At 65.5% G+C, this 16,270-nt stretch carries 15 protein-coding genes; 1 reads left to right on the top strand and 14 read right to left on the bottom strand.

The window, feature by feature from the left end; genetic code table 11:
* Positions 1–165: 165 nt before the first annotated feature.
* Positions 166–1,557, bottom strand: a complete 1,392-nt coding sequence (locus tag Sj15T_RS18455) for a sugar transferase (RefSeq protein WP_041386812.1) — start codon at positions 1,555–1,557, stop codon at positions 166–168.
* A 290-nt stretch (positions 1,558–1,847) separates the two neighbouring features.
* Between Sj15T_RS18455 and Sj15T_RS18450 the strand changes: the two genes are divergently transcribed.
* Positions 1,848–2,264, top strand: a complete 417-nt coding sequence (locus Sj15T_RS18450) for a hypothetical protein (RefSeq protein WP_148225610.1) — start codon at positions 1,848–1,850, stop codon at positions 2,262–2,264.
* Between the two features lie 216 nt (positions 2,265–2,480).
* On the opposite strand, the gene Sj15T_RS18445 is transcribed toward Sj15T_RS18450, so the two are convergent.
* The 13 genes from Sj15T_RS18445 to Sj15T_RS18385 form a co-directional block, all read right to left on the bottom strand.
* Positions 2,481–3,107: a response regulator gene (locus tag Sj15T_RS18445; RefSeq protein WP_020819742.1), complete on the bottom strand. Its 627-nt coding sequence runs from the start codon at positions 3,105–3,107 to the stop codon at positions 2,481–2,483.
* Positions 3,094–5,046, bottom strand: a complete 1,953-nt coding sequence (locus Sj15T_RS18440; protein WP_013053805.1) for a PAS domain-containing sensor histidine kinase — start codon at positions 5,044–5,046, stop codon at positions 3,094–3,096. The genes Sj15T_RS18445 and Sj15T_RS18440 overlap by 14 nt, the downstream gene beginning before the upstream one ends.
* Positions 5,047–5,308: 262 nt before the next feature.
* Entirely contained in the window at positions 5,309–6,769 is a 1,461-nt protein-coding gene (locus Sj15T_RS18435) for a lipopolysaccharide biosynthesis protein (protein ID WP_013053804.1), read from the bottom strand.
* A 10-nt stretch (positions 6,770–6,779) separates the two neighbouring features.
* Positions 6,780–7,337 carry an acyltransferase gene (locus Sj15T_RS18430; protein WP_013053803.1) on the bottom strand — a complete coding sequence of 186 codons (558 nt, stop codon included), beginning with the start codon at positions 7,335–7,337 and terminating at the stop codon, positions 6,780–6,782.
* Complete coding sequence (locus Sj15T_RS18425) at positions 7,334–7,864, bottom strand: acyltransferase (protein ID WP_013053802.1); 531 nt, start codon at positions 7,862–7,864, stop codon at positions 7,334–7,336. The genes Sj15T_RS18430 and Sj15T_RS18425 overlap by 4 nt, the downstream gene beginning before the upstream one ends.
* 4 nt (positions 7,865–7,868) lie before the next feature.
* The gene (locus Sj15T_RS18420; RefSeq protein ID WP_013053801.1) at positions 7,869–8,099 is read right to left on the bottom strand and encodes an acyl carrier protein; all 231 of its coding nucleotides are present in this window, start codon (positions 8,097–8,099) and stop codon (positions 7,869–7,871) included.
* Positions 8,099–9,895: an HAD-IIIC family phosphatase gene (locus tag Sj15T_RS18415; protein ID WP_013053800.1), complete on the bottom strand. Its 1,797-nt coding sequence runs from the start codon at positions 9,893–9,895 to the stop codon at positions 8,099–8,101. The genes Sj15T_RS18420 and Sj15T_RS18415 overlap by 1 nt, the downstream gene beginning before the upstream one ends.
* A gap of 3 nt (positions 9,896–9,898) precedes the next feature.
* Entirely contained in the window at positions 9,899–11,116 is a 1,218-nt protein-coding gene (locus Sj15T_RS18410) for a polysaccharide biosynthesis protein (RefSeq protein WP_013053799.1), read from the bottom strand.
* Positions 11,113–12,303, bottom strand: a complete 1,191-nt coding sequence (locus tag Sj15T_RS18405; RefSeq protein WP_013053798.1) for a glycosyltransferase family 4 protein — start codon at positions 12,301–12,303, stop codon at positions 11,113–11,115. Before Sj15T_RS18405 ends, Sj15T_RS18410 begins: the two co-directional genes overlap by 4 nt.
* A complete protein-coding gene (locus Sj15T_RS18400; protein ID WP_013053797.1) occupies positions 12,300–13,031 on the bottom strand; it encodes a hypothetical protein in 732 nt (243 codons plus the stop codon). The genes Sj15T_RS18405 and Sj15T_RS18400 overlap by 4 nt, the downstream gene beginning before the upstream one ends.
* Entirely contained in the window at positions 13,024–14,187 is a 1,164-nt protein-coding gene (locus tag Sj15T_RS18395; protein WP_013053796.1) for an FAD-dependent oxidoreductase, read from the bottom strand. The genes Sj15T_RS18400 and Sj15T_RS18395 overlap by 8 nt, the downstream gene beginning before the upstream one ends.
* Positions 14,180–15,157, bottom strand: coding sequence for a glycosyltransferase (locus Sj15T_RS18390; protein WP_013053795.1), 978 nt, complete (start codon positions 15,155–15,157; stop codon positions 14,180–14,182). The genes Sj15T_RS18395 and Sj15T_RS18390 overlap by 8 nt, the downstream gene beginning before the upstream one ends.
* Before the next feature lie 3 nt (positions 15,158–15,160).
* Positions 15,161–16,096: a glycosyltransferase family 2 protein gene (locus Sj15T_RS18385; protein ID WP_013053794.1), complete on the bottom strand. Its 936-nt coding sequence runs from the start codon at positions 16,094–16,096 to the stop codon at positions 15,161–15,163.
* Positions 16,097–16,270: the final 174 nt, after the last annotated feature.

The following is a 16,270-nucleotide window of genomic DNA, read 5'->3' as shown; positions in this document are numbered from 1 at the left end:
AAATCCGGAGCGGCAATCTGATTCAATCAGATCGAACATGGTCGAGCCTTCATTGCAGATGCTCCGTCGCCCCGTCCCGCACCGCGATGCGCCGAGGCCAGCCGCGCCTTGTCCCAGTTCCGGCTAATGAGGGATATTGATCTGAAATGCAGTCTTGCCAAGGGATCAGAAGGCGTTTCTGTGCACCAGAATCTGGATGGTGCCGAACAGGATCACGATGTCGCGCATCAGGCTCCATCCATTCATATATTCAAGATCGGCTTCCACCCTCTGCAAAATATCCGCCCTGGTTTCGGTGGCGCCCCTGAAACCGCGAATCTGCGCAAGACCCGTTATTCCGGGTTTCAGCGCATGCCGTTTCCAATATTGGCGGTCGACGCGCCAGAACAATATGTCCTCCGCCGTCGATCCGATGGCATGAGGTCTTGGTCCGACAAGGCTCATCTCCCCCAGAAGGACATTGATAAGCTGCGGCAATTCATCGATGCTGGTCCGGCGGATGAACCGGCCGACCCGCGTGATCCTGTCGTCCGTCCGGCTGGCCGAGCGTATGCCGTCCATGTCGCATCGCTCCACCTTCATGCTGCGGAATTTGAGGATGCTGAACAGGGTGTTGCCCCGCCCGATCCGCTGCTGACGGAAAAAGACGGGGCCGGGCGAATCCAGCTTGATCGCAACGGCAACGGCGATCATCAGCGGCATCAGCCCGATCAGCAGAGGCACGGTGACGAACAGGTCCAGAAGCCGCTTCGTCGCCCGGTTCGCCAGGTTCAGCGGCCCTCGCGCCACCACCAGCGTGGCCATGTCCTGCCAGCGCCCGACCGTCAGCGGCGCCATGGATTCGACTTCGGGAGAGACGATCTCGCCCAATATGTTGCCGCCCTTCAGCATCTGCGCCCAGGTCACCCGCCGCTCGGCAGGGCATGCGACGACCACCCTGTCGTGATCGCGCAGCAACATGCCCAGCCGGTGCAGCATATAGGGGTCGTCCAGATCGGCGCGAAGGCCGATGGCCTGCGCGTCCACCAGGGCCATATGGCCCGGATTTTCCGGGATCGGACAGTCGTCCACGATCAACAGTTCGGCAAACAGCCGCTCCCCGAAATAACGTTCGATAAGGCGGCTCAGCAACAGCCGTTGCGCCAGCAGCAACCCGCCCGCGCAACCCAGACCCGCCAGCACCGCGCTGCGCGAGAAGGTCGAGGTCGATTTCACCGCGAACAGCACGAGGAAGAAGATCAGCACCGTGCCGGCAAAGGCCCTTGCGGCATTGCGGCAACTGGTCGTCGCATTGGTCAGGCCGCGGGGATCATAGGCCTGATTGTGAAAGGCGATGATGAGATAGGCCATGAGCAGCGCCGCGACGGAGGCGCCGCTGTCGCGAAGCCCCGCATCCACCGGCGCGAGCGCCAGCCCGACGCTCAGCCCGCATGTCAACGCCACCATGTCCCACAGCGCCAGGGCAAGGCAAAGACAGATCCGCACGGCGCGATGCGCCGCGGCAGGGCCCCGTCCGCCGGCAGGACGGGTCGCCATCGCCAGGTCAATTCTCGACATGCACACCTCATTTTGCGCGCCTGGAGGATGCTCCGTGCCGTTGCACGCATTCGATCGAAACGCAGTTGTTGCAGAATATCTGTTCCGGCGACCTGATCCTTATCCGCGCCAAATCAGACATATTGTCGCTTTACGTGCAATCCGGGAGAATACAGAGGGTTGCGGGATGGCCCGAAATACCGGCCGGTGCGTATTCCTGCGTAGATGACAGATGACGCCTTTCATCTATAGTTCATCCAGGACAGCTTCGCGACGCAGCCGAAAGAGTTGCGATTGGATGATGGAACAGGATGGCAATGATTATCGCGATGGCGGTCGTCTCCGGGATATGGGTGCTTGGGTCCTGTAATCTCTGGCGATTGCAGGACAAGTCGCGGAATATTGTAAGGATCGGGTGGCGGGATCGGCTATTCGCGCTCCTGTGGTTGCCGGTATCGCTTTATCTTCTGGTCATTTCGCTGCCCTATCTCACCTGGGATCTTATCAGGCGAAAGCGGAGAGGACGCACATGGCGCCGGTCGACGCAGGGCGCGAAACGGGCATCGCTGCGGCTGGTGAAATCATCCGCCCGGATGGAGGGCCAGGACAGGCAAGCGGGCCTGCCGCGCCCCCCCTATGGCGGATCGCAATTGCAGGTCGTCAAGAGCAGGGCGGCGCCCGAGGATGCCCTGTTCAAGATCAGATCGCCGGCAGGACGGCGGCGCTGAAGTTTCAGGAGAGAGTGAGAAAGGCGTCGACGCGCCAGGGATCGGAGGACGAAGGCTTCGCATCCAGGCGCGGTGGAGCGGTTCGACCGGGACTATTGCCGGTCGGACCGCTCCAATGACTCATCCGACCAAAGAATGCGGCTGAAGGCGATCCATTCAGGGGATTGCCCGATCCGCGCCGGAAGCAACGGCCCGCCAATCGCCGGCCGGCGTTTCTCAGCAATCCAGTTGCCTGCCGATCCCGGCGGCAAAGGCCACGCGCAAGGCATCGGACAGGCTTCGCGTCTCCAGCTTGGACATCAGATTGGCGCGGTGGATTTCCACGGTGCGCGGGCTGATGCCCAATTGCAGCGCGATATGCTTGTTCGGCAGGCCCATGGTCAGCCCCGACAGCACGTCGCGCTCCCTGGGGGTGAGCTTTTCCACCATGGCCCCCGCGCGCACCGCCCGCTGGCGGCGCGCCCCGGTATCCTGGAACAGCATCCAGCAATTTTCGACCGCGCGCAGCAGCGTCTCCCGCTCAAACGGCTTCACCAGGAAATCGACCGCGCCCATCTTCATCGCCGTCACGGTGGAGGCAATGTCCCCATGGCCGGTCAGCATGATGATGGGGAAATAGAGTTCCGCCTCGTTCAGTCGCCGCTGCACCTCTATCCCGTCCATTTCCGGCATGCGCAGGTCCATGATCACGCAACCCAGCGGCTCGTTCGCGGCGGCCGCCAGAAAATGCGTGCCGCGCTGCCAGGTGCGGACCGTATAGCCCTCCAATTCCAGCAGGAAGGCCGTCGCGGCGCGGACCGAATCCTCGTCATCCACGATGTGGATCAGCTTAGTGGGTTCCAATGGCGTTTCCCTTCTTGCGTCTGAGACTGAAACCGAAGCAGCTTCCCGTGACGCTCGGCTCCAGCCAGATCCGTCCGCCATGGGCTTCGACAATGGTGCGACAGATGGAAAGGCCGACGCCGGTTCCCTCTTCCTTGCTGCTGACAAAGGCATCGAAAATCCGGTCCCTGATCGCGGGCGGAATGCCCGATCCGGTATCGGAAACCAGAAAATGCGTGGTGAGTTCGTCCGCCGCCGCGACCCGCACGGTCAGCCGCCGTTCCGGCTCCTCGCGCATGGCGTCGATGGCATTGCGGCAGAGATTGCCGATCACCTGCTGAATCTGGATCGGATCGGCAAAGATCGATCCGGTGCCCGGCGCGACGTCCATGTCCACGGTGACGTCCGCCGCCTCCGCCATCGCGGCGATCAGCGCCAGGCTGCTGCGCACCACATCCTGCGCGTCGTGGATTTCCAGCTGCGCCTCGCCGTCGCTGGCGAAATCGCGCAGGCGGCGCATGATCGCGCCGGCGCGCACCGCCTCCTGCGCGGCGGAGCGGAAGATGCGGTTCAGCTTCTGTCGATCCGCCTCCTGCCCACGCATCAGCAGGATCGAACTGCCCTCCATATAGGCTGCGAGCGCGGTCAGCGGCTGGTTCAGCTCATGCGCCAGCATCGACGCCATCGCGCCCATCGCGCTGTAGCGGGTGCCGTGCAGCATCTCTGTCTGGAGCAGTTCCAGCCGCGCCTTGGTCGCATCCTGTTCGGTGAGGTCGCGGATGAAGGCGGTATAGTGCGTCTCATGCGCGCCCTCCATCTTCACGAAGCTCATCTCGATGGGAAAGTTGGAGCCGTTGCGGCGCCGTCCGATCAGCCTGCGCGGATAGGATAGCGGCCTGTCGCTCTCTACATGGAGAGGCTCGTCGCGAACCTCTCGCGGCGGCTGCGCTCCGGTCAGCAGATGGTCGAACTCCGCGCCTTCCAGTTCGCACAGGCTATAGCCGAACATGCGGCGGGCGGTGCTGTTCATATAGTCGATCCGCCCTGAAATATCGACGACGAACACCGCGTCCGGCGCGGTTTCCAGGATGGACCGCAATTCCGCTTCGCGTTCCTGCAGGGCGACTTCCTGCGCCCGTTCCGCCGTCACGTCGCGCACCAGCTTGGCGAAGCCCTGAAGCCGGCCCTTGCTGTCGCGCAGCGCCGTCACCACGCAGTTCTGCATGAAGCCGGTGCGGTCGTTCCTGATGAAATGGCAGTCGAATTCGCAACTGCCATGCTCCTTGGCCAGGGCGAAGGCTTCGGCCATATTGTCTTCCATGTCGGGATGCTGGGAATAGAGCAGCGATACCGGGCGATTCAGGATGTCGCGGCTGTCCCAGCCGGTGAAGCGTTCGGCGCCCCGGTTCCAGTGGACGACCCGCCCCTCCACGTCGGTCATGTAGAGGGCATAGTTGACCGATCCGTCCGTGAGCAGCTTCAACTGCTCGGTCAGGCGGTTGACATAGGCGCCCTGCCGCTCCGCCCGCGCACGCCAGAAGGTGGATTTCAGCGCCACCCCATTGGCCGCCACCATGACCAGCAGGAAGGCCAGGCCGTCCTCGCCGCTTCCGCCCCTGATATTCACGTCGACAATGGCGTAGATGACCGTCAGCAGGCCGGTGGTGGTGACCGCGCCCGGGCCGATCCCCATCAGGGTCGCGACGAAAATCACGATCAGGGTCAGGACGGCATAGTCCCCGGCAGTCAGCGACGCGACGCCGTTGCGGAAAATCCACGAGGAGGCGAGGAAGACAATGAGCAGCGATGCGATATATTTGCCGACGCCGCTCCAGCGCACTTCGCCCATCCACGCGGCGGGGGCAATCCACGCGGCGGGGGCGAACCGCCGCGACGCATTACGCAGGAATGCCAGCGAGAAGCGCCGTTGAAGGCGCTCCCCGGCATCGGTTGCAAGCATAGCTTTTGACTCCGCGCTTATAGCCCAGAACTATTTCTTGCGACCCTGACTTACCCTATTTTATTGGAGCCGCCGGGATCAGCCCGACTGAACTCATGCTTTATCCCCCTAAGCCAGCCCTTCCTAAGGGAAATAGCTTAAGGGGAATTGCTGCGTTGCAACAGTGGTAACAGCATGGTCACGGATTGCCTAGTAGGTATTGCTACGGAATTTTACATCATTACGGCAATAAAATCGCGCAAGAGCAATATATTAACATAGATTATGCCGCGCCATAGCGCCCCCTGGCGAACATCAGGAGCTGCGCCAGGGCGTTTCGCCCAAGCAACAGGAGCGCAACGCCATAGGCCAGCGCTCCGGTAAGGATGGTGACGGTCAGGACTTCCGCCGGGGCCATCTGAACGAGAAAGGGCCGCGCGCCCAGAACGCATCCCGCCATGGCCGCGGAAGCGAAAAATCCCAGCCGAACGGCGCGCCAATAGTCGGCCCAGCCGATCGGCAGCAGCAGGATCACGCCCAGGACGGAGAGCGGATAGAGCAGCCAGGCGCGCAGGGTGAAGGCGGCGGCGATCGCGCCCGGCCCCTGATCCGCCGTCGCGAAGAAGAGGGTGCAGTTCACCACGGCATAGAGCGCGGCGAGCCACGTCTGCCATTGCGGCTTGCCAAGGGCGAGCATGAGCGACTGGTTATAGATGCCGATCGCCTGGAGCGCGCCGAAGAGGCTGAGATATTGCATCACCGGCACCGCCCCCGCCCAGCGCGATCCGAAGACGAGATGGATGAAGGGATCGGCCACCAGCGCCATGCCGACAAAGGCCGGGGTGGTGATCAGCGATGTCGCGGATACGAGCTTGAGGAAGGCCGCCGCCAGTCGCGGCGGATCATGCTTGAGCTGGGAGAAGGCCGGGAAGGCCACGCGGGAGAGGGCCCGCGCCAGCAGCAGGTTGGCGGCCAGCAGCGCGCGCTTGCCGACCGTATAGACGCCCGCCGCCGCCGCGCCCAGCACGACGCCCACGATCAGCACGTCGGAGTTGGAATTGAAGAAATTGGCGATGCCCGTCAGCGTCACATGACGGCTGTAGAAGAAGATTTCCCGTCCCTTCTGCCGCGCGAAGCGGAAGCGCGGCCGCCGGGGGCACGCCGCCCAGAGGATCGCGGCGCCGACCAGCGCGGTCGCCAGATTCTGCATCACCAGCGCCGTCAGCCCATAGCCTGCCATCGCCATGGGAATGCCGACCAGCGCGCCCGCCATGGTCGACAGGGTGGATCGCACCGCCAGCGGCCGCATCATCAGCGCCCGCGTCAGCCAGGCCTGCGGCACGACGTTCAGCGCGGAAAGGAAATTGGCGATGCTGAGCCAGCGCAGCACCCATGCCAGGCCCGGCTGCCCCAGCGCCCGCTCCGCAACGCCGGCGCAGGCCAGGGTGAGCAGCAGCATCAGCGCGCCCAGGGCGAAGGCGATCCAGAAGGCGGTATCGTCCAGGTCGGGATCGTCGCGCCCGGCGCTGACCATCGGGGCGCTGATGCCCGACAGCACGGTCATCTGGAAGAACTGCCCCGCCAGCAGCGCCATGGCGACCACCCCCAGCGCCGCGGCGTCGACATAGCGGGCGACGATCATGAAGGCGAGGAACTGAAGCGCCTGCACGCTCCAGCTTTCGACCAGCGACCAGGCCATGCCCGATCGGATTTTCCCGGCTATGCCGCCAGCGGTTGCGGACATGATGCTTCCCTTATTGTCTTATGAAATCGTCGCCCGCGCGGACATGCTTGACGAAACTGGCCGGATTGCCGCGCCAGAGCTGGCGGGAGGGAACATCCTGGAACACCACGGCGCCCGCGGCGATGACGCTGTGATCCCCGATCGACACGCCCGGCAGGATCGTGGCGTTGCGCCCGATCCAGACATTGCGGCCGATGCGGATCGGCCGGGGCCGGGCGGCATGCCCTTCATGCACGGCATGGAAGCTGGTGTCGAACAGGCTGGCATGATCCCCGATCCGGCTGAAGGCGCCGATCTCCACGCTGGCGGCGCTGAAGATGGTGACGCCGCTGTTGAGCGACACCTGATCGCCCAGGACGATCCGGCCGCTTCCGGCGGTCTTCAGCCTGATGCGGACGGGCTCGTTGCGCAGGCGCACAGCCTCCCCCAGGATCAGTTGCCCGGCGAGATAGGGCACGCCGCCGCGCACCCGCAAGGCCCGGCCCGCCTTGCCGCCCGCCGCCCGCAGGCGCCAGCGGGTCCACCGTGCATAAAGGTCGTCGAGCCGGGCGGTGACGAACAGTCTCATCGGCGCGTGAACACCAGCTTGGCGGGATTGCCCGACATGATCGACATGGCGGGCACCCGGCCCGATACCACCGCATTGGGCGCGATGATCGCGCCATCCTCTATCTGGCTGTTGTCCAGGATCACCGCGCCCGCGCCGATCCAGACATTGTTGCCGATGCTGGTCGGGCCGCCCGACTGCAACCCCTGTTCGCGGATCAGCTGGTCGGCGCGGTCATAGCGGTAATTGACGCCGATGATGGAAACGTTCGGGCTGATCAGGCAGTCGTCGCCGATGACGATGCCATGGATGTGCCCGGCGATGAACACGCCGCAGCCTATGTCGGTCCGCTCCCCGATCCGCACCGGCCCTTCGCTCGCCTTGATCTTCACGAAGGAACTGATCTGAGACTTGCGGCCGATCTTCAGCAGCCTGCTCCATTCCACTTCCGCGCGCGGGCTGACGATCGCGCGCCCGGCGAACAGATGGTAGAGGCTGTGCACGAAGCCCGGAATGGCGAAGCGGCGTATGGCGACACCCATGCGCATGGCGTCACGCCTCGCCCAATGTCCGCGACAATTGTTCCACCGTGCGGATCTCGGCGATCTGGTCCATGCTGAGGCGCACGCCATATTGCGCCTCGAACGCCGTGATGATCCGCAGATGGGCCAGCGAATCCCAGCCCGGAACCTCGTCCCGGTCGAGGCGCAGGCCGATCCGGGACGGATCGACTTCGATGATGTCGCCGACAAGGTTCAGCAGGTCGTCCATGTTCACAGCCATTATTCCGTCTCCAGCATGATCCAGTCGCAATCCTTGAACGCGACATCCGCCCGGCAAAGCGCATAGTCGGTGCGGTCGCCGCCATCGCTGGCGGCAAAGCCCTGATCGTCGAAAAAGCCGCGCACCGGGCCATTCTTGGCCGTCGGAACATGGGTGCCGTGCAGGGATGCGGCGTCGCTTTCCAGAAAGCGGCGCTTGACCTCGTTCATCATGGCATGCTCCAGGCCCCGGCCCATGGCGCGGCAACTCATCAGGAAATGCCCGATATGGAGCGCCGCGCCCTCCCGCCTCAGGGCGCAGATCGCAACCGTGCCCAATTGCCCGAAGCGGTCGCGCAGATTCGCCACGATAAGCTGCCATGCCGGATCGGTCATCATCGCCTCCACCTCCCCCATGGTCGGGCGGCCGGTGGTCAGGTTGAACTGGTTGGTCTTGTTGAAAAGCTGATGCACCCTCAACAGGTCGGCCGGCCCCGCATCGCGGACCGCCGCGCGCATGTCGAGGTCGCGCAGATAGTCCATCGGATCGCAGGAAGCGCACAGCCCATCCCGCCTGGCGGCCAGCGCATAATGTTCGGTCCTGGCCCTGTCCTCCGCCGTCAACCGGCTTTTCTCGAACCAGGGCAGCGCGTCCAATATGTCGACATAGTCGGATGGGTCGGGCGGCAGCAGCACGGCATGGACTTCCGGGCAATATTGCCGCACGGCTGCAATCTCCGCCGCGTTGTCGTCTAGGAACACCAGCGCGTCCAGACCGATGTTGAGCTGCCTCGCGATCTTCCCGATACCCGTATATTTGCTGTCCCAGCCTATCGCCGTCGCCGCCATGTCCGACAATTGCAGCGGCATGTCGTCACGCAGGCGGAACACTTCCTCGACATCTTCCGGATTGTTCTTGCTGCATAATGCGAGCAGGATGCCGCGTTCCTTCAGCGCCTTGATCCTGAGTTGGAAGGCGCGGAACGCCTCCCCCACCATGTCGCCGCGCCCGACGCGGATGCCATGGGGGCCGTCCTCGCCCGCCACCCCGCCCCACAGGCTGTTGTCGAGGTCCAGCACCAGGCATTTGCGCGCGGCGCCGAGCGCGCCCACCAGCGCATGGGCGAAGACCGCCCCGAATTCCCGCATCATCGCGTCCGTCCAGCCCAGTCCGGCGACATAGTGCATCCGGCGGTCCACCGCCTGGCGCGTGCCGACCCGGCCCATCGCTGCGACCACGTCGAGCATCATGGCCCTGGGGCGCGCCCGCACCGCGCGGAGCAGCGCCAGGTTCAGGTCCAGGAAGAATTCGCGCTCGCCATAATCGCTGCTGAGGTCCGCGACGCCCAGCGCACTGGAAGGACAGGGGAAATTGGCGACCATCAGCGTCGCCGCGGTGCGCATGACCGCGCTGTCGATCCAGCCCTCGACCTCCGCCATCATATCGTCGCGCAGGCGATGACGGTCCTCGACGGAAAGCTGGTGGAACCGTTCGAAGGCGTCGGGCCGCATCGCCTCCGCCGACAGCAGCAGGACGATGACGTGGGGGTCGAAGCGCTGGAGCGCCTCGCCATGCAGGGCCTGCATATATTGGCCGAACGGGCTGACATGGAATGCGGACATCTGGCCGACCTTCGCCGCCTCCACGCGCAGGAAGGGGGTGAGAAGGTCCAGCGTGACATTGCCCATCAACGCAACGTGCACGCCGGCCTGCGCCTCCATCTCGCGCAGCAGCCGGCCGGTCTTGCGGTAGTCGAGCGCCGCCGATCCGGCGTGCAGCGACTGCATCATCTCAGCAAAGCCCATCTGGGTGGTCATTTCTCAATCCTTTCCAAGCCGACGCCAGGCGAGGTGCAGGGTGAACAGCGTCGGGATCGCGCCGCCCAGCGTCGCGCCCCATAGAAGCCCGGTGATTCCGCAGGCGGCCCCGGCCAGCGCGCCGCAGACCGTCAGCGCCAGACCCACCACGCCCCATCCGTTGAGCAGCACCAGATCGGCGGGCGATCCCGCCGCCGTGAGCATCGCCCGGGGGAAGGCCATGGCGACCTTCCCCACGCCGTTGGCGCAGGCGGCGAGGATCAGGGCCGGACCGATGGCGTAGAGGCCGCCGGTCACCATGGCGGCGATCCACGGGCCGCAGGCGACAAGGCCCGCCGTCGCCGCGACGATCACCGCCAGCAGCGGCCTGGCCTCCGCCAGCACGACGGCCTGTCGGCGCGCCCGCTGCGCACCGATCAGGCGCGGGGCGAGGGTGAAGCCGACGCCGGACGCGAGCAGGCGAAAGGGGAAGATCGCGACCGACGCCAGCACGCCGAACAGCGCCAGCTCCTTCAGGTCCAGCGGGATCGGGATGATGATCCGCTCGACCTGCAGCGACACCGTGCCGAGGGCGACGAGGCCCAGCATCGATCCCGCCTCGCGCCAGCGGCGGGCGGGGTGGACGGCATCGCCGTCCTTCGCCCTGCGGCGCAGAAGGCCCCAGCCGATCGCGCCGAAGACGATGTTTCCGGCGGCGAATATGGCAAGGGGCGCGGTCCCGTCCTTCAGGCCGAAGGCGACGGCCGCGGTCCCGGCCAGCAACAGGACGAAACTGGCCGAAATCGCGAGCAGCATGGATGCGCCGGGCACGGCCCGCGCGCGAAGGCCGGTGCTGGTCGCCGCGACCAGCCCGCCGCCGGCAATCGCCAGCGCGGTCAGCCATGCCTCCACCGGATGCAGTCCGCCCAGCAGGCCTGCGGCCACGCCCACCAGTCCGCCCACCACAAGGCCGGAGAGGATCAGGAAAGCCAGCAATCCTTTACCAGCGCGCATCGGTCCGCGCAGGAACAACTGGTCGACGCCCAGCGGCGTCAGCAGGCCGAAGATATTGAACAGGGCGACGGCCAGGGTGAAGCGGCCATAAGCCTCCACCGGCAGCTCCCGCGCCAGCAGCAGCATGCCCAGGGTGAAGCCCGCGCCCGACAGGCCGAAGCCCAGCGCGGCGAACAGGCTGGAGGCGGCCTTGTTCGTCGCCCGCGCGCTGGCTCCGACCGCCGTCATGCGGCCTCCAGCGCGGTGGGCGAAGGGGGCGTGCCCGCATCCGGCGAAAGCACGGCATAGGCGCGCCGCAGCCGGTCGACAAAGGCGGCATGGCCATAGTCGAGCCGCGCCCTTGCGGCAGCCGCCTCCCCCAGCCTCGCCCTCAGCGCGCCATCGGCACAGAGCCGCCGCAACCCTTGCGCCAAGTCCTGCGCCGTCGCTGGCGTCAACATGGCGCAACGCGCGTCCAGAACCTGGGAATGGCTTTCGATGTCGGTCGCCAGCAGCGCCTTGCCCGACGCCATGTAGGAAAAGATCTTCATCGGCGTGTTCCGACCCTTCAGCCGCGGCGAACAGAGGATGTCGGCCTGCGCCAGATAGCGGCTGAGGCCGTCGAGCGAGCGCGGGCCAAGCAGGCGCACGTCGCCTTCCAGCCCGCATTGCAGGGCGAGTTGCCGATGCTGCGCGACATGATCCGCCTTGCCGCCGATCACGACCAGCGCGGGGCGCTCGGCAGGCGCAAGCGCCGCCATCGCCTGGATCAGCAGATGGACGCCCTGATAGGATTCGAGGTTGCCGACATAAAGCGCGAGCGGGCGATCCTTTGCGTTCAGGCGCAGGTCTTCGACCGGCGCCGCCGTGGCAGGCCCTTCCATCGCCACGTCGGGCAGCAGGTGGATGCGATCGGCGGCTGCGGAGCGGCTGGCGCTCTGCTGGATGGCGGGGCAGACGGCGATCACCAGGTCGCTGCGGCGGAAGGCGAATTGCTCGCACCGTTCGACGATCCAGGCGATGGCGCGGGCCTTGGGCCATTTCTCGACGATCTGCTCGCTCAGGATCGAGTCCGCGTCATAGACGAGGCGCGTTCCGAACAGCCGGGACAAGGGCAGCGCGAAGAAGGCCGCTTCCTCGACGGCATGGATGACGTCAGGGCGATAACGCCGAAGCAGGCCGATCGCGGCAAAGAACATCCAGAGGTCGCAGACCAGCTTCCCCAGCGAAAACCCGATGGGGACATTGCGAACGCCCGGCGGGGCGGCGATGCGGTGATGCCGCACGCCGGGCATGGGCACGTCGCGCCCTTCATGGAAGCTCAGCAGAGCGACCTCATGCCCCTGCGCCGCCAGAGCTTCGGCCGCCATGCGCACGGCAATGGGCGTGCCGCGTTCCTCGTAAAAGGGCTGGGGCGCCAGCATCAATATCTTCATGAGGCCATCCTCAAGCGAAGCTGGTTGCCCAGGAAATGCAGCGGGCTTGCGGGAGCGCCATAATGCCGCGCCTGCCGCCCGGCCGAACGGATGAGCGCGCGCAGGTCGCGTCCGGGCCGGTCGGCCGAAAGCCCGCCATGCAGGATGGTCCCGAAAGTCCCGATCCGCCGCGCATCGCCACGCAATGGCAAGGGGTCCGATCCGCGCAGCACCGTCCGATGGCGGAAACGGCGTTCCGGCCAGAAGGCGGGACGCCCGCCATTGTCGCCCAACAGCAACCGGCCTTCCGGATCGCCGGCCAGCAGCCTGTCGACCAGCCGTCCTCGCGCGCCGGCCCATTTGCCGACGCCCCAGGGAAGGATGGTCAGCGCGTCCGCCGCGATCATCGCCCCGACCAACTGTTCGGCCGGCGCGCCGTCGGCGAAACCGGCGGCGGTGGCCAGCGCCAATATCTCCAGCCGCTCGGCGCTGACGACCTGCCGGCCGGCCAGCACCAACATGTCGGCAGACCCAGTTTCCAGCCACAGGCTTTCCGGTTCCGCGGTCGACCGCGCCGATGCCTTCAGCATTCCGAACGCGTCGCACCCCTGCTGCTCCGCCAGCATGAAGACGGGCAGGCAGTCCTTCATGCCCGCCGCCATCATGCGCCCATGCGCCTGCATCAGCCGGTCCCGCGGATCGTCGCCGGGATGCAGATGGACATGCGCGTCGATCATCAGCTCAGGCATGGCGCGGCCGCCATCCGCCGGCGCGCGGCAAGGGCGCGGCGGGCCACAGGCGGCGCGCCACCTGTTCGCTCAGCAGCGGAGCGGTGGTCAGCTTGCCGCTGACCAGCATATGATAGCCCTCCGGCCCCGGACGCAGATGCCGGTCGCCCGGATGAAGCGCCCGGCCGCTGCCGTCGCGGTCCGGCAGCAGGCCGGCATAGGTGGCCAGCACCGATCCTTCGTCCAGTTCGACATTGGGCAGGCATTGGCGGATGGATGCCAGGGCGGACCGGACATCCTCCGCCGTGGGTTCGGGCGAAAGGCCGCCGGGCGCGGGACGATAGAAAGTGCCGACGAGCGTCGCGGCGCCATAGCGGCGAAAGAAGAAGCTGCGCCCGCGCCCCGGCGTGGGCGACAGGGCGTAGGCGTCGCTGGCGGGGGGCGCGGGAATGTCCATCAGCAGGTTGAAGGCGAGGACCGCCGCGCTCGGCACCCGGCGCGCCGGACCGATGCAGCGTCCCGCCTGCGCGCCGCCGCAATCGAACAGCCGGTCGGCGGCGATCCTCTGCTCGCGCCCGTCCTTTACGTTGCGCAACTGGACGGCCTGAAGGCGGCCGCCCTGCTCGATCAGGCCGGTGACTTCGGTGTAGCGGAGCACGACGCCGCCGCGCTGCTCCACTTCGGCCAGCATTTCCCTCAACAGCGCGGGTGGGTTCAGCAACTGCGCATCATACCAGACCGCGCCGCCCAGCAGGCCATGGGACGCGACGTCATAGGCCTGCAAGACCTCCTGCCGCGAACAGGCGCCATCTTCGGGAAGCGGCACATGCTGGCCAAGCGCCGTTCGCAGCATCCGGTCAAGGCCTCGCGCAAGGGCGAACAGCCGGGGCGAGCGGGGGGCGCCGGCATAGAGCGGCATCACGCAGCGCAAGGGCCGCACCTGATGCGGATAGCGGTCGATATACCAGTTCTGCGCGCGGCGGCTGCGCACCCAGCGGGGGATGTTCATCGACTGGAGATAGCGCAGCCCGCCATGGACGATGCCATAGCTGTTGACGGACGCGCCGGAGGGCCGGTCGTCCCGATCGACGAGGATCGGGCACACGCCCCGTTCGAGCGCGGCGAGCGCCAGCGTGGCGCCCTGAATGCCCGCCCCTATGATGACGGTTTCAGGCATCGGCGGACACATGCTCCACGATCTTCTCGATCCGATAATGCTGCTTGCCGTCGCCGCGGGTGAAGATGACGATCTCCGCGATCAGGCCGATCGCCGCGATCTGGATGCCCAGCACCAGCAGCAGCACGACCAGCACCAGCAGCGGGCGGTCGCCCAGCGGAATGTTGCTGACCTCCCGTTGGAACAGCAGGAAAGCCATCAGGACCAGGCTGCTCAGGATCGACGCCGCGCCCACCGTGCCGAAGAAGCGGAAGGGGCGCTGCATGAAGCGGACCAGGAAGCCGACCGCCATCAGGTCCATCATCACGTCGAAATAGACGCCCGGCTTGTGTTGCGGCCGGCCAGCGTCGCTCTCGGCCTGCGGCAGGGTGAGCTGGACGACCTTGAAGCCATGCACCTCCGCCAGCAGGGGCAGGAATCGCTGCTTCTCATCCTGGAGCGGGATCTCGTCGAAGACGCTGCGGTGGACGGCGCGGACGAGGCATCCGGGGTCGTCATATTTGGCCCCGGCAAATCGCGCCATCTTCTGGAAGCCCCAGCCGCGCAGCCGGTTGAACATGGCGTCCGCCCGCCTGTCGCGGCGGGCGGCGACGACGTCGGCTTCGTCAAGATGATCCAGAAGTTCGGAGATCGCCGCGCCGCCGATCTGGAAATAAGCGGGCAGGAACAGCAGGTGCCGCCCGGTCGACTGGCGGATGCCTTCGCGCAGGCAGGCGGATTCCCCGAACTCCCGGCCGAAGCGGATGATCTCTATGGGTTCGCCGTCGCGTTGCAGTTGTTCCAGCGTGGCGACCGGATAGTCCGGCTGTCCGTCGATGACGAAGATGAACTCGTAACTTTTCCCCGATGATGCAACCCTGTCCCGATATTCGGCATAGACGCGGGCGGCATCGTCGAAACGCTTGAGGACCGGGACGATGACGGAAATGTCCATGACTTCGACCAGGTCCAGCTTTGCCGTGGCAACCATTGTTCAATCCCCCAATTTGATTTGGGCCGACAGTTTCGCGCCCAGCGACGCGAAACCGGAAACATTGCCGGTCAGGCTGGCGAGCATCTGCCCGATCACCGCCCATCCCAGCAGGAACAGCGCCAGCGACAGCCAGAGCACGCCGATGGCCAGCATCGGCAGCGCCAGCCCCCCGCCCCAGACCGCCGCCGCGACGGACAGCAGGCCAAGCAGGGTGATGCCGACGATCATATGGCGCGGCCATGCCATGGGCCGCCGCACGAAGCTCAGCAGGATGCGGATCGACACGATGTCCAGCATCACCTTGTAGATGCGCGAGAAGCCATATTTGGAGACGCCGAACTGGCGCGGATGATGCCGCACCTCGATCTGCGCCAGCCGCGCCCCGGCCAGGCGGGAGAGGGCCGGAATGAAGCGGTGCATTTCTCCATACATGGGCAATTGCTTGATGAGCATGCTGCGGAAGGCCTTTAGCGAACAGCCGCTGTCCCGCACCGCCACGCCCATCAGCCGGGCCATGATGCGGTTGGCGCATTTCGACACGAAGACGCGCAGCCCGCCATCCTGCCGCTTCCTGCGCCAGCCGACGACGATGTCGTGCCCGGCGTGGATCAGTTCGACCATGCGGGGTATGTCCAGCGGATCGTTCTGCAGATCGCCGTCCATGGTGACGATGATGTCGCCGCGGGCATTCTGGATGCCGGCCGCCATCGCGGCGGTCTGGCCGTAATTGCCGCGGAACTTGACGATGCGCACGCGCCCGTCCCGCTCAGCGACTTCCGCCGCGCGGACGAAGGTCGCGTCCCTGCTGCCGTCATCGACCAGCACGACTTCATAGCTGGGCCGGAAGTCCGCCAATGCATTGCTGATGGCTTCATGCAAGAGCTGTACATTGTCCTCTTCATTATAAAGAGGAACGACAATCGAAACATCGACCATGCGTCCATTCCTACAATATTATATAATATTGCCGGGCGATGCCCCTTATGATTTCCATAAATGGGTTCAACGCCAATCGATTCAGCGACCTTGGAAACACATTCACATAAATTTCAGAAACATACCATTATGTAGTCATACCTACGGCTAGGCGTTCTCCCTTATATTGACTTA

The organism is Sphingobium sp. TA15 (assembly GCF_037101235.1).
In the GTDB taxonomy this organism is placed as follows: domain Bacteria; phylum Pseudomonadota; class Alphaproteobacteria; order Sphingomonadales; family Sphingomonadaceae; genus Sphingobium; species Sphingobium indicum.
The sequence above is the reverse complement of the archived record's forward strand: the minus strand, read 5'-3'. Positions and strand labels throughout refer to the sequence as shown.

What these genes read in the sequence shown, in the direction of transcription:
- Sj15T_RS18405 (WP_013053798.1), bottom strand. Translation starts at nt 12,303, where the DNA reads ATGAAGATATTGATGCTGGCGCCCCAGCCCTTTTACGAGGAACGCGGC.
- Sj15T_RS18400 (WP_013053797.1), bottom strand. Translation starts at nt 13,031, where the DNA reads ATGCCTGAGCTGATGATCGACGCGCATGTCCATCTGCATCCCGGCGAC.
- Sj15T_RS18395 (WP_013053796.1), bottom strand. Translation starts at nt 14,187, where the DNA reads ATGCCTGAAACCGTCATCATAGGGGCGGGCATTCAGGGCGCCACGCTG.
- Sj15T_RS18410 (WP_013053799.1), bottom strand. Translation starts at nt 11,116, where the DNA reads ATGACGGCGGTCGGAGCCAGCGCGCGGGCGACGAACAAGGCCGCCTCC.
- Sj15T_RS18385 (WP_013053794.1), bottom strand. Translation starts at nt 16,096, where the DNA reads ATGGTCGATGTTTCGATTGTCGTTCCTCTTTATAATGAAGAGGACAAT.
- Sj15T_RS18455 (WP_041386812.1), bottom strand. Translation starts at nt 1,557, where the DNA reads ATGTCGAGAATTGACCTGGCGATGGCGACCCGTCCTGCCGGCGGACGG.
- Sj15T_RS18440 (WP_013053805.1), bottom strand. Translation starts at nt 5,046, where the DNA reads ATGCTTGCAACCGATGCCGGGGAGCGCCTTCAACGGCGCTTCTCGCTG.
- Sj15T_RS18390 (WP_013053795.1), bottom strand. Translation starts at nt 15,157, where the DNA reads ATGGTTGCCACGGCAAAGCTGGACCTGGTCGAAGTCATGGACATTTCC.
- Sj15T_RS18415 (WP_013053800.1), bottom strand. Translation starts at nt 9,895, where the DNA reads ATGACCACCCAGATGGGCTTTGCTGAGATGATGCAGTCGCTGCACGCC.
- Sj15T_RS18450 (WP_148225610.1), top strand. Translation starts at nt 1,848, where the DNA reads ATGGCAATGATTATCGCGATGGCGGTCGTCTCCGGGATATGGGTGCTT.
- Sj15T_RS18430 (WP_013053803.1), bottom strand. Translation starts at nt 7,337, where the DNA reads ATGAGACTGTTCGTCACCGCCCGGCTCGACGACCTTTATGCACGGTGG.
- Sj15T_RS18420 (WP_013053801.1), bottom strand. Translation starts at nt 8,099, where the DNA reads ATGGCTGTGAACATGGACGACCTGCTGAACCTTGTCGGCGACATCATC.
- Sj15T_RS18425 (WP_013053802.1), bottom strand. Translation starts at nt 7,864, where the DNA reads ATGCGCATGGGTGTCGCCATACGCCGCTTCGCCATTCCGGGCTTCGTG.
- Sj15T_RS18435 (WP_013053804.1), bottom strand. Translation starts at nt 6,769, where the DNA reads ATGTCCGCAACCGCTGGCGGCATAGCCGGGAAAATCCGATCGGGCATG.